Annotated in this window: 8 protein-coding genes and 1 pseudogene; all 9 read left to right on the top strand. The window is 62.3% G+C overall.

Going from position 1 to position 10,763, the window contains the following annotated elements; genetic code table 11:
* Positions 1-440, top strand: a pseudogene (locus tag ACOVRJ_RS18340) (GMP synthase (glutamine-hydrolyzing)); the annotation flags it as partial.
* Between the two features lie 51 nt (positions 441-491).
* Complete coding sequence (locus ACOVRJ_RS18335) at positions 492-707, top strand: hypothetical protein (RefSeq protein ID WP_422045267.1); 216 nt, start codon at positions 492-494, stop codon at positions 705-707.
* Between the two features lie 44 nt (positions 708-751).
* The gene (gene tadA / locus ACOVRJ_RS18330; protein WP_422045271.1) at positions 752-1,306 is read left to right on the top strand and encodes a tRNA adenosine(34) deaminase TadA; all 555 of its coding nucleotides are present in this window, start codon (positions 752-754) and stop codon (positions 1,304-1,306) included.
* A complete protein-coding gene (locus ACOVRJ_RS18325; protein ID WP_422045266.1) occupies positions 1,303-2,280 on the top strand; it encodes an LD-carboxypeptidase in 978 nt (325 codons plus the stop codon). The genes tadA and ACOVRJ_RS18325 overlap by 4 nt, the downstream gene beginning before the upstream one ends.
* Positions 2,280-4,544, top strand: a complete 2,265-nt coding sequence (locus ACOVRJ_RS18320; RefSeq protein ID WP_422045265.1) for an ABC transporter substrate-binding protein — start codon at positions 2,280-2,282, stop codon at positions 4,542-4,544. Before ACOVRJ_RS18325 ends, ACOVRJ_RS18320 begins: the two co-directional genes overlap by 1 nt.
* The gene (locus tag ACOVRJ_RS18315) at positions 4,541-5,524 is read left to right on the top strand and encodes an ABC transporter permease (protein ID WP_422045264.1); all 984 of its coding nucleotides are present in this window, start codon (positions 4,541-4,543) and stop codon (positions 5,522-5,524) included. Before ACOVRJ_RS18320 ends, ACOVRJ_RS18315 begins: the two co-directional genes overlap by 4 nt.
* Before the next feature lie 19 nt (positions 5,525-5,543).
* Complete coding sequence (locus ACOVRJ_RS18310; protein ID WP_422045270.1) at positions 5,544-7,022, top strand: ABC transporter permease; 1,479 nt, start codon at positions 5,544-5,546, stop codon at positions 7,020-7,022.
* A gap of 9 nt (positions 7,023-7,031) precedes the next feature.
* The gene (locus ACOVRJ_RS18305) at positions 7,032-8,897 is read left to right on the top strand and encodes a dipeptide ABC transporter ATP-binding protein (protein ID WP_422045263.1); all 1,866 of its coding nucleotides are present in this window, start codon (positions 7,032-7,034) and stop codon (positions 8,895-8,897) included.
* Between the two features lie 355 nt (positions 8,898-9,252).
* The coding region (locus tag ACOVRJ_RS18300; protein ID WP_422045262.1) for a TonB-dependent receptor plug domain-containing protein at positions 9,253-10,763 on the top strand (1,511 nt) is incomplete at its 3' end.

Here is a 10,763-nt window from a genome sequence, read left to right as displayed (position 1 = left end):
TGGGCGTGGAGCTGGGCTTGCCGGCCGAGATGGTCTACCGCCACCCCTTCCCAGGCCCCGGCCTGGGCGTGCGCATTCTCGGCGAAGTCAAGAAGGAATACGCCGACCTGCTGCGCCGTGCCGACGCCATCTTCATCGAAGAGCTGCGTGGCTGGAAGGACGAAGCCACGGGCAAGAGCTGGTACGACCTGACCAGCCAGGCCTTCACCGTCTTCTTGCCGGTCAAGAGCGTGGGCGTGATGGGTGATGGCCGCACCTATGACTATGTGGTGGCGCTGCGCGCCGTGATCACCAGCGACTTCATGACGGCCGACTGGGCCGAGCTGCCTTATGGGCTGCTGCGCAAAGTGTCGGGTCGCATCATCAATGAAGTGCGCGGCATCAACCGCGTGACCTACGACGTGTCGACCAAGCCGCCTGCAACCATTGAGTGGGAGTGAAGACGCGGTGCGTCTTTGCTGCTGCCGGCCAGTTTTGATCAGTCCTTATCCATGCGCGCTGCTCTGAGCATTCTGGGCTTGGTTATTGTGCTGGCCCTCGTGCTTCAGCAGATGAAGCGATCGGCCAGTACGCTCGCGCCGCCCAAGCCAGCGGCGAGTGCGGCTGATGCTGCCCAGGCGCCGGCGGCGGCCACTGAGGCCGTGCGTCAGCAAGTGCAAGGTGCCTTGGACCACGGCGCGCAGCGGGCTTCGGAGGCCCAGCCTTGAGCAGTCAGTCGCCTTGGCTGCCGAGTGCGGCGGATGAGAACGCCATGCGCATTGCCCTGGATCAGGCGCATAACGCCTGGCTTGCCGGTGAGGTACCAGTGGGGGCCGTGTTGATGCGCGGCGGCCAGGTGATCGCCACTGGCTACAACCGGCCGATCACCACCCATGACCCGACCGCGCACGCCGAAATCGTGGCCTTGCGTCATGCCGCTACTTTGCTGGGCAATTACCGCTTGCCCGAATGCGAGCTGTTTGTGACCTTGGAGCCTTGCGCCATGTGCGCGATGGCGATGATGCATGCGCGGCTCAAGCGGGTGGTGTTTGCCGCGCCCGACCCCAAGACCGGCGTGGCCGGCTCGGTGCTCAATCTCTTTGATCAGCCGCAGCTGAACCACCACACCTGCATTCAAGGCGGCGTGCTGGCCGAGGCCTCGGCGAAGCTGCTGCGCGAGTTTTTTGCGCAGCGGCGCGAGGCCGCTCGCGAGCGCCGTGCGGCCTTGCGGGCGCTGGCCCAAACGCCTGACGAGCCCATACCCACCGGCGACGTCACCCATCTCGATCTCCCACCGGATTTCATTTCAACGGACACCTCCTCATGAGCCACAGCAACACCTTGACCCTCTACACCCCGGCCGGCGTGCTGCTCAAGTCGCAGCCCATCAAGCGAGCTGCCAAGCGCCTAGCCAAGCTGGGCTTTGAAGTGACGATCGACGAAGCCGCTTTCGACAAGCAGCAGCGCTTTGGCGGCGATGACGAGACCCGCCTGAATGCGATTCACCGCGTGGCTGCGGCGGCGCCCAGCGTGGCTTTGGCGACGCGTGGTGGCTATGGTCTGACCCGCTTGCTCGACCGCATCGACTGGAAGCTCTTGGCCAAGAGCGTGGAGCAAGGCACCCGCTGGGTCGGCCAAAGCGATTTGACGGCCTTGCAACTGGGCTTGTTGACGCATGCCAAGGCGCAGAGCTGGGCTGGCCCGCTGGGCGTGGACTTTGGCCGCAGCAACGATGAAGGCGGCGTGGACGATGTGACCCAAGACTGCTTCACCGAAGCGATGAGCGGCTTGCTGGAGGCCGTGGGCTTTCGCACCGAAAAAGGCTTTGACGGCCTGACCGTGCGCGGCCAGCTGTGGGGCGGCAATCTGTGCATGGTGAACTCGATGTTAGGTACCAAGCACTTCCCGCGCATCAAGGGCGGCGTGCTCTTCCTGGAAGACATCAACGAGCATCCTTACCGAGTCGAGCGTAGCCTCTTGCAACTGGCGCAGGCTGGTGTGTTGGATGCGCAAAAAGCCATCGTTTTGGGTGACTTTGGTGGCTGGCGCGAGTCGCCGCTGGACCGGGGCTACGGCCTCAAGTCGGCGATTGAAGCGGTGCGCGCCGTGACCAAGACGCCGATTCTGACCGGCCTGCCATTTGGCCATGTGGACACCAAGGTCTGCCTGCCGGTGGGCGCCAAGGTGGACTTGGTGGTGCAGGGCCGCGATGTATTGATGGGTTGGCAAAACGATCCGCTACTCAAACATGAGCATGCGCACCCCGAGGAACACAAAGACGATCCCGCCCAATCGCACTGATGCGACGGGTTCTACAGGCTGCATTGCGCGGCCTTTTTTGTGGCCTCTTGCTGGCTCTGTCCGGCTGCAATAACAGCCCGCACCCGTTAGGTGCCGAGCGGGAGAACACGCTTTTCACCGCCTTTGACGAGCGCTCGCCGCGCTACCTGGATCCCACGTCGTCCTACAGCGCGCCGGAGGCTGCCTACGCGTATCACATCTACGAGCCGCTTTACAGCTATCACTACCTCAAGCGTCCCTATCAGCTGGCGCCGCGAGCGGCGGCAGAGGTGGTGCAGCCTTACTTCCTCGATGCCAAGGGGCAGCGCCTGCCGCGTGATGCTGATCCCGCGCTGATCGCGCAAAGCGTCTACGACATTCCCTTGCGCCCGGGCCTGCGTTATGCGCCGCATCCGGCTTTTGCACGTGATGGGCATGGCCGGCTGCGCTATCACGCCCTCAGCCCCGCAGAGCTGAAGGGCAAGCGATCGCCCTGGGATTTTGCCGAGCGGGGCACGCGCGAGTTGGTCGCCGAAGATTTTGTTTTTGCCCTCAAACGCCACGCCTCACCGCGCCAAGAGGCCCCGCTGTTTGCCTTGTTTTCCGAGCATGTGTTGGGGCTGAAGGCTTATGGCGACACCTTGCGTGCGGAGAACGCCAAGCTGATGGCCGGTTTGCCTGATAACTTGGCGGACAAGCCCTTCCTTGATCTGCGCCGCTGGCCGCTGGCCGGCGCTGAGGCGGTCCATCCGCATCTGCTTCGCATCCGTTTGAAGGGCAAGTACCCGCAGTGGCCGTACTGGATGGCGATGACCTTCTTCGCGCCCGTGCCATGGGAGGTTGATGCCTTCTATGCCCAGACCGGCATGAGCGAGGCCGGCCTGGGCTGGAACCAATGGCCGGTGGGGACCGGCCCGTACATGATGACGGAGTATGTGCAGGATCAGCGTCATGTGATGAGTCGCAATCCCAACTACCGCGAAGACTTCTACCCCTGCGAGGGCGCCGAGGGTGATCGTGCTCAAGGCTGGCTGGATGACTGCGGCAAGCGCCTGCCTTTTGTTGACAAGATCGTGGCCACCTTGGTGAAGGAGCGGGTGCCGCGCAAGGAGTTGTTCAAGCAAGGCTATTTGGACATGCCGGAGATCGACCGCAGCGATTGGGGCGTGGAGTTTCTGGTCGACAAAGACGACTCGGACGCTGTGGCGCGTCGTTTTGAGCAGCGCGGCTACAAGTTCCCCATTGATGTGGACATCAGCAGTTGGTACATCGGCTTCAACTGGCTGGATCCGGTGGTAGGGCGAGGCGACACGCCGGAGCAACAGCTGCGCAATCGCAAGCTGCGCCAAGCGCTGTCCATCGCCATCGATTGGGAGGAGGGCTATGGCCGTATCTTCCGCAACAAGGGCGGGGTCGCCGCCCATGGGCCCGTGCCTCCTGGCGTGTTTGGCTCACGCGAGGGGCTGCCGGGGCAATTCAATCCGCTGACCCATGAGTGGGTCGGGGGCAAGATCCAGCGCCGCAGCATCGAACAAGCCCGAGCCTTGATGGTGGAGGCGGGATATCCGCAAGGGCGCGATGCCAAGACCGGCAAACCGCTGGTGCTCAGCTATGACTACCAACGGGTGATACGCCCCGAGCTGAAAAGCGAAACCGATTGGATGGTGCAGCAGTTCGCCAAGCTGGGGGTGCAACTGGAGTTGCGCGCGACCGACTACAACCAGTTTCAGGAAAAGGTCTTGCAGGGCAAGCACCAGGTGTTCTGGTGGGGCTGGTTTGCCGACTATCCGGATGCGGAGAATTTCTTGTTTCTGCTTTACGGGCCGAATGGCAAATCGAAGTTTGAGGGCGAGAACGCTGCCAACTACCAGAACCCCGCGTTTGACCAGCTGTATCGGCGCCTGCAAACATTGGATGACGGCCCCGAGAAGCAGCAGGTGATTGATCAGATGGTGGCCATCGTGCGCGAGGACTCGCCTTGGTCCTGGGGCTTCTGGCCCTTTGTGGGCATGGCCTACCAGTCCTGGGTCTACAACGGCAAGCCCAGCATCGTGGTGCGTGATGTGCTGCGCTATGCCCGCATTGATACGCAAGAGCGCAGCCGCAAGATCAGTGATTGGAACCACCCGGTCTGGTGGCCCTTGGGGCTGTTGCTGCTGGGCGGGGGCTTTATCATCTGGCGTACCCGCCATGCCTTTGCATTGCGCGAGCAGGCGCCGGCACCGGGCTATCAAGCGACGACAGGCGCAGGCATCAGGCCTGCGGGGCAGGAGGCACAGCGGTGATCTCTTACGCGCTGCGACGGCTGGGCTACGGCTTTTTGATCCTGATGGGTGTCAATCTGCTGACCTTTGTTTTGTTCTTCTCGGTCAATACGCCGGACGATATGGCGCGCCTGAACATCGGCGGCAAACGCGTCACGCAGGCCCAGATCGAGCAGTGGAAGACCGAGCGGGGCTATGACAAGCCCAAGTACTGGAACGAGGCGGCGCAGGGCAGCAAAAAGATCACCGAGACGATTCTGTGGGATCGTTCGGTGTCCTTGATGCTGCTCGACTTTGGCCGCTCGGATGCGCGTCAAGCCATCAACATCGGTCATGAGGTCAAGACCCGCATGGGCGTCAGCCTGCAACTGGCCTTGCCCTTGTTCCTGCTGCAGCTGATCATCAGCGTGAGCTTTGCCTTGCTTTTGGTGTTCTTCCGCAACACGGCGATCGACTTTTGGGGCGTGGTGCTGTGTGTGCTGATGCTGTCGATTTCGAGCCTGTTCTACATCATCGTGGGCCAGTTCTTCTTCTCCCATCTCTTGCGTTTGGTGCCGATGAATGGCTATGCCGGCGGCTTGGATGCCCTGCGATTCTTGGCACTGCCGATCCTGCTTTCCTTGTTGTCGCGCCTAGGGGGCGAGTCGCGTTTGTATCGGGCGATGTTTCTTGAAGAAGTGGGGCGCGACTATGTGCGCACCGCCCGCGCCAAGGGGCTGAGCGAGCACAAGGTGCTGTTCCGGCATGTGCTGCGCAATGCCCTGATCCCGATCCTGACCAGTGCCGGCAGCTACTTGCCCTATGTCTTCATGGGCAGCCTGGTGTTTGAGAGCTTTTTTGGCATTCCGGGTCTGGGCAGCTTCACCATTGAGGCCATCAGCGCCCAGGACTTCGCCATCGTGCGCACCATGGTGTTCCTGGGTGCCATGCTCTACATCGCCAGCAATGTGCTGATCGACATCAGCTACAGCTGGGTCGATCCCCGGGTGCGTTTGGGCTGAAGCGGGGAGCATGGATTTGATGAGCTTCAAGCTGGTGTTTTTGTGGACCGACCTGGCCTTGTGGGGCTTGTTTTTCGGGCTGCTGGCCTATGGCTGGCGCCTGCGCAGGCAGCCTCACCTCCGGGCCACATGGCTGCGCGTCTGGCGTGATCCGCTGGCGGCCAGCAGCAGTGTCGTGCTGGCGCTTTTTCTGGGCCTGACCTTGCTCGATAGCGTGCATCTGCGCAGCGAGTTGCCGCCCAGCGGCGAATCTGCGGCGCAGCAAGGCCCGGTCTATGACACGCGGACCCTGTCCTTGCTCGATGGCTTGCTGGCGCGGCAGATGGCCATGCGAGAGATCAGTTACTCCGCCCCCTTGGCCTACCGCGGCTTCACCAAAGAGCCCGTCGAGACGGGCGCGACTGGGGCCACTGAAGGCGGCGGCAGCGGGCTTGCCCGCGACTATCCGCGCCTGGCTTTTGGGGGGGCTCACCTTCAGCAGCCCGAAGTTGAGTGGCTCGAAGACTTGCTCCGTCGTGGCGGGGCAGGCTTGGCCGGTGGCGCCTTGTTCACCGCCCTGATATCGGTCTTGATGGCGACCTGCCTGGCCGCTTCACACGGCGGCTTCAAGGCAGCTTGGTGCGACCTGCTGCGTGATCGCACCGACTACCCCTGGCGCGCGGTGCTCTTGACCTGCGGCGTTTTGAGTTTGCTGGGCGGCCCGGTGCTGGCGCTGATGGATCATTACCATGTCTTTGGCACCGACCGCACGGGCAATGATGTGCTTTATCAAGCCCTCAAGAGCATACGCACGGCCTTTGTGATCGGCGTCTTGTCGACGCTGGCGACCCTGCCTTTTGCCTTGGCGCTGGGCGTGTTGGCCGGCTACTGCAGGGGCTGGGTCGACGAATTGGTGCAATACCTCTACACCACCCTCAGTTCGGTGCCCAATGTGCTCTTGATTGCCGCATGTGTGCTGATGGTGCAAGTGTTTCTGGACAAGAACCCGGAGGCGTTTGAAACCGGTGTGGAGCGGGCGGACCTGAAGATGTTCATGCTCTGCCTGATCCTGGGGCTGACGGGCTGGGCCGGTTTGTGCCGGCTGGTGCGCGCCGAAACCCTGAAGCTGCGCGAGCTCGACTATGTGCAAGCCGCCCGCACGCTGGGCACCGGCCATCTTGGCATCATGAGGCGACACATCGTGCCCAATGTGATGCACCTGGTGCTGATCACGGGGGTGTTGAGTTTCTCGGAGTTGATTCTTTACGAGGCGGTGTTGACCTACGTCGGGGTCGGCGTGGACCCGACGGTGAACAGCTTCGGCAGCATGATCAATTTGGCTCGCTCCGAGATGTCTCGCGATCCGGTGGTGTGGTGGAGTTTTTGCGCCGCTTTCGGCTTCATGTTGGCCCTGGTGTTGGCGGCCAATTTGTTCGCGGATGGGGTGCGCGATGCCTTTGATCCGCGCGCCCGCCAATTGCGTCCACGCCGAGCCCTGGCTGCGGCGTCCAAGGACTGAGAGTCGCTGATGTTGGAGCTCGATCAACTCAAGGTCTGCCTGGCGACCGAGCTCGGCCCGGTGCGAGCCATCGACGGTTTGAGCCTGACGCTCAGGCGAGGGCAAACCTTCGCGCTGGTGGGGGAGTCTGGCTGTGGCAAAAGCATGACGGCCCTGGCCTTGATGCGCTTATTGCCCGAAGGGGCGCGCATCACGGCGGGGTCTTTGCATCTGGATGGTGTCGATGTGTTCGGCCTGCCGGAATTGCAGATGCGTGGCGTGCGGGGTGGGCGCATCGGCATGATCTTTCAGGAACCTTCGACCTCCTTGAATCCGGTCTTGCGCATCGGGGATCAGATCGTCGAGGCGATCGAGACGCATACCCCGCTGCGCGGCACCGCCGCTCGCGAGCGTGCCATTGAATGGCTGGCGCGTGTCGGCATACCCGAACCCGACCGGCGCGTGGATGACTATCCCTTTCAAATGAGTGGCGGTCAGAAGCAGCGGGTGATGATTGCGATGACCCTGGCGGGCGAGCCCGACTACTTGATCGCCGATGAGCCCACCACGGCGCTCGATGTCAGCATCCAGGCTCAGATCTTGGACTTGCTCAAGGATTTGCAGCGCGAGCGCGGCTTGGGCATCTTGTTGATCACCCATGATCTCGCGGTGGTGGCCGGCATGGCGGATCAGGTGGGGGTGATGTACGCTGGCCAGATCGTCGAAGAGGCCGCGGCGGCGGACTTTTTTGCGGCGCCCCAACACCCTTACGCCCAGGCTTTGCTTCAAGCCTTGCCCGGCGCCGCCAAGAGCGATGCCCCGCTGGCCGCGATCGCTGGCGCGGTGCCGCCGCTGAACACAAGTTTTCAGGGCTGCCGCTTTGTCGCCCGGTGTGACCGAGCCATGGGCAATTGCGCGGCGACGGTGCCTGCGCTGGCCGCAAGTGCATGCAGACCCCAGACACACCAGGTGCGCTGCTTGCTGTACACCGAGACTGCGACGGCCTTGCCGCCGGCGGCGAGCGGACCCGCTGGCCCGAAGGCCCCGACCATGCCAAGCGCCCAGCCTGAAGCCGCGCCGCTCTTGCAGGTGAACTCGCTGTCGGTTCATTACCGCTTGCGGCGACGGCTGTTCTCGTCTGGCCCGACGCCTCGCCTCAAGGCCGTCGATCAGGTCGGCTTCAGCCTGAGCGCCGGGCGCACCTTGGCCTTGGTGGGCGAGTCCGGCTGCGGAAAAACCACCACCGGCAAGGCCATCATGCAGCTGCTGCGGGCTGACGCTGAAGTGAGCGGTCAGGTGATGCTGGACGGGCAGGACCTGGCGGGGCTGCACGGAGCGGCCTTGTCGCAAGCGCGCCGATCGGTGCAGATGATTTTCCAGGACCCTTTTGCCTCGCTCAATCCGCGCTTGCGGGTCCACGAGTTGTTGGAGGAGGGGCTGCTCGCGCTGCGGCCAGACTTCGATGCGGCCCAGCGTTTGGCCCGCTTGAGGCGCCTGCTTGATCAAGTGGGCTTGCCTGCCCAGGCTTTGCAGCGCTGGCCGCACGAGTTCTCCGGGGGGCAACGCCAGCGCATCGCGATTGCGCGCGCACTCGCGGTTGAGCCGCGTTTGATTGTTTGCGACGAGCCCACTTCGGCGCTGGATGTGTCGGTGCAGGCGCAAATTCTCAACCTGCTCAAAGAGCTGCAAAGAGAGCAGGGGTTGGCCTATCTGTTCATCACGCACAACATCGGCGTGGTGGAGTATCTGGCCGACGAGGTGGCGGTGATGCAGGGCGGCCGCATCGTCGAGGCCGGGCCTTGTGAGCTGGTTTTGACCAAGCCTCAGCAGGCCTACACCCAGGGGCTACTCGCCGCTGTGCCACGCCTGCAGCCCCTGGCCGCAACAAGGGCTTGAGTCGAACCCTGGGTCCGCCCCGATATGTTGCCGGCGAGCAACGGCTTGCCGGCTTTGGCGGACTAGAGCAAACACTCAGTTTTTACTGACCGGCGCACCAGCCGCGCATCCCCGTTTTGCGCCTTAGACCCATGAAATCAAGCACTTGGCACCGCCGCGGCGCTGTCGGCATGTGAGCCGATCGACTGGTCTTGCTTCGGTTCGATAGGACTTCCCCTAGCCTGCAGCATGACTTCTGGCATCAAGAATGACCCCATGCAAGCGAGGAATTAGCGGTCCGTGATCGATGGACGCTGCTGACTTCCGCTAGCACGGTGTCTATCGACTGCAACTTCCCTTTTAGCAGGAGTATTGAATGTTCAAGAAGACCAAAGTCTGTGCCGGCGTCCTGGTGGCGTTTGGCGCAATGGCGACCCAGGCCATGGCTCAACAGCAACAACTGGAGCGTATCGAGGTCACAGGCTCATCCATCAAACGGATCGCCAGCGAAGGTGCCTTGCCAATTCAGACCTTGAGCCGTGCGGACATCGAGCGCAGCGGTGCGAAGAGCGCCGAAGACCTGATTCAAAGCCTGCCCTCCATGCAGGGCTTCACGACTTCTGCTGAGTCGGTGAACGGTGGCGGCGGTGGTGTGCAAAACGCCTCTTTGCACAATATCGGCGCTCGCTACACCCTGGTGCTGTTGAATGGCCGCCGTATGGCCTCGTATGGCGCCGGTTCGGCCGTTAACTTGGCCAGCATTCCTCTGTCCGCTGTGGAACGCGTTGAAGTGCTGAGCGACGGCGCGTCCGCCATGTACGGCTCCGACGCCGTGGCCGGTGTGGTGAACTTCATCCTGCGCAAGAATCAGACCGATTTCAACGTGAGCGCCACCTACAGCCAGCCGCAGGAAAAGGGCGGCCGCTCCAGCAATTTCGCGATCTCCAAGGGCTTCGGCAACTTGGATACCGATGGCTTCAACGTGCTGCTGTCCTACGCCCATGACGAGCAGAAGGAGCTGAATGCCGCGGACCGCAAGTTTGCCAAGTCCGGCATCATGCCTTTCACTCACGAAGGCAAACAGTACTCGCTGTACCAGTTGGCGGTGAACACCACGCCTGCTTCGGTGACCCTGGGTCTGAAGAACCCCATCATCAAGAACGGTGAGGAGTACTCGGCCGTTACGTTCTCGCCGAACTACCTGAAAGACAACAAGTGCGCGCCCAACACCGCTTTGAATACGGTGGATCTGGACAAGGCCTGCTGGTTTGACTACGCCGCGACGGTGCAACTGATCCCCAGCTCCAAGCGCGACAGCTTGTTCCTGTCCGGCAACCTGAAGCTGAACAGCGACACCACACTGTTTGCTGAAGCCGTGAGCTCGCAATTCAATCAAAAGTCTCGCTTTGCGCCACCGGCTCAAGTCATTGCCTTGCCTTTGACCGACCCGCTCTACGCGCAGTACGTGTCGCCCTACCTGAGCGCCATGGGCGTGGATCCCGCCAATGTGGCCAAAGCCAGCACCAACAACCGCTTTGTTGATGCCGGTGGCCGCAGCAATATGTACAAGACCAAGGCGCAGCACATTGCTGTTGGCGTCGAAGGTCTGCTGATGGGCTTTGACTACAACGCCTCATTCGTGCATTCGACCAACACCCGGGACTCGATGTACGACGGCGGTTATATGAGCCGCAATTGCTACAACGGCTTGAAGAATGCAGGCAAGATCAACCCGTTTGCACCGGCCGGTGGCAATGCCGACTTGTTCGCGCCTTGCGTGCTGAAGGAACTGGACACCCGGACCAAGACATCGTTGGATGTGGCCAGCGTGCGTGGCTCGGGTGAGTTGTTCAAGGCTCCAGGCGGCACGGCCATGCTGGGCTTGGG

The organism is Roseateles sp. (assembly GCF_049240545.1).
Classification (GTDB): domain Bacteria; phylum Pseudomonadota; class Gammaproteobacteria; order Burkholderiales; family Burkholderiaceae_C; genus Paucibacter_A.
The sequence above is the reverse complement of the archived record's forward strand: the minus strand, read 5'-3'. Positions and strand labels throughout refer to the sequence as shown.

Coding starts and splice junctions, on each gene's coding strand:
- ACOVRJ_RS18325 (WP_422045266.1), top strand. CDS start 1,303: ATGAGCCACAGCAACACCTTGACCCTCTACACCCCGGCCGGCGTGCTG.
- ACOVRJ_RS18320 (WP_422045265.1), top strand. CDS start 2,280: ATGCGACGGGTTCTACAGGCTGCATTGCGCGGCCTTTTTTGTGGCCTC.
- ACOVRJ_RS18335 (WP_422045267.1), top strand. CDS start 492: ATGCGCGCTGCTCTGAGCATTCTGGGCTTGGTTATTGTGCTGGCCCTC.
- ACOVRJ_RS18310 (WP_422045270.1), top strand. CDS start 5,544: ATGAGCTTCAAGCTGGTGTTTTTGTGGACCGACCTGGCCTTGTGGGGC.
- tadA (WP_422045271.1), top strand. CDS start 752: ATGCGCATTGCCCTGGATCAGGCGCATAACGCCTGGCTTGCCGGTGAG.
- ACOVRJ_RS18305 (WP_422045263.1), top strand. CDS start 7,032: ATGTTGGAGCTCGATCAACTCAAGGTCTGCCTGGCGACCGAGCTCGGC.